This is a genomic window from Klebsiella sp. EMBS2024 (genome assembly GCF_036233805.1).
GTDB classification, from domain to species: Bacteria; Pseudomonadota; Gammaproteobacteria; order Enterobacterales; family Enterobacteriaceae; genus Klebsiella; species Klebsiella pneumoniae.
This window is the reverse complement of the sequence record NZ_JAZARW010000002.1, coordinates 14,412-15,875: the sequence shown is the minus strand read 5'-3', so window position 1 is coordinate 15,875 and position 1,464 is coordinate 14,412. Positions and strand designations below refer to the sequence as shown.

General features: G+C 51.4%; 1 protein-coding gene. It reads right to left on the bottom strand.

Annotated features, from left to right (window positions below; translation table 11 throughout):
• Window positions 1-337: 337 nt before the first annotated feature.
• On the bottom strand, window positions 338-1,348 hold the full coding sequence (locus tag VZP09_RS24345; protein ID WP_328795507.1) for a zinc-binding alcohol dehydrogenase family protein: 1,011 nt from the start codon (window positions 1,346-1,348) through the stop codon (window positions 338-340).
• Window positions 1,349-1,464 lie beyond the last annotated feature (116 nt).

Below are 1,464 nucleotides of genomic sequence, written 5' to 3'. Positions count from 1 at the left end.
AAATATCCTACGTTAAGCCTGTTTTTTGAGCTGGCATGGCGGGCAGCTATGAGCGAAGTATAGTCATTCGCCCTATCTCTTTTGTCGCACTTTCAACAAGGGGGTCGCTTGGAAAGCGGAACGAGGTCAGTCTCCGCCCGGACTGCTCAGCTCTTTAAACAGCAAAAGAGAGGCATCTTATGAGAAGGGATTGTTCAGTATGTCAGGGCAGACTGCTTTTTCATCCGCAGGTACTGAGGGTAAATGCTCAATTCCGGTACGATTCTTACTCTATAGCCAGACAGAATTCAGCATTGTGCTGAACCCGAATCTTTTTTTACTCTGACAGGCCTGTTCATCAGAACCCTGAAAAAACAATTTTCCCGTTCACATTTTTATTTTCCATGTCCTCATGAGCCCGGCGAAGTGCTTTAGCATTCAGCCTGCCATACTCTGCCAGCAACGGAGGTTTGAGCTTACCGGAATCCAGCATGCATGAGAGTTTGTTAAGAATATCATGCTGTTTAGACATGTCCGCAGTAGCATGCATGGGGCGGGTAAACATTGCCTCCCAGTGAACAGAAACGCTCTTAAATTTGATCAAACGCAGATCCAGTGGTTCAGGGTCGTCGATGAGTCCGATACGGCCTTGTGGGGCAATAATTTCGGCCATATTTTCCCAGGCAGATGGCGTGGTGTACGTTGAGAAAATCCGGGTAATGGGAGGGAGTCCAGCAAGGCTGGCAACCTGTGGCGCAAGCGCACATGAATGATCCAGGACATAATGCGCACCAAACCCGCGAACCGCTCTGACACTCTCCTGCCGGGAGGCAGTCCCGATGATGTTCACCCGACTCAGAGTGCGGGCAAGCTGTATAGCCATACAAGGGACTCCGCCCGCACCGCCAAGCATCAACAGGGTCTGATCAGCATCTCCGTTCACTGACAACTGCAGACGATCAAATAACATTTCCCAGGCTGTCAGACCGGTCAGAGGAACCGACGCTGCAGCTTCAAAACTTAGTGCTGCCGGCTTTATCCCCGTAATGCGTTCGTCAACCAGCTGAAACTCTGCGTTGGCTCCCTGGCGATCGAGCACACCGGCATAGAAAACGTGGTCACCTGGCCTGAACAGCGTCACATCTGGTCCGGTTGCTTCAACAACACCGGAAGCGTCGTATCCCATAACTACCGGATTGCCTGCAGAGGGACTGATGTTTCGCCGGCTTTTCAGGTCCCGTGGGTTAACCGCGACCGCCCTGACTCTGATCAAAAGATCACGCCCCTTGGGCATGGATGGGTGGGGAAGCGACAAATCTTCAATAACGGATGTACTTTNNNNGGGTTGCCAGAAACCAACGGCTTTCATTCTGTCTCCTTAAAAAGGTCAGTCACCAGATAAATAAATGTAAAAGTGTGCGGAACGCGATACCCGCCAGTGCCCCCGGCAGTGCAAATCGAAAAATACGCGGAAAGCGGGCGCTG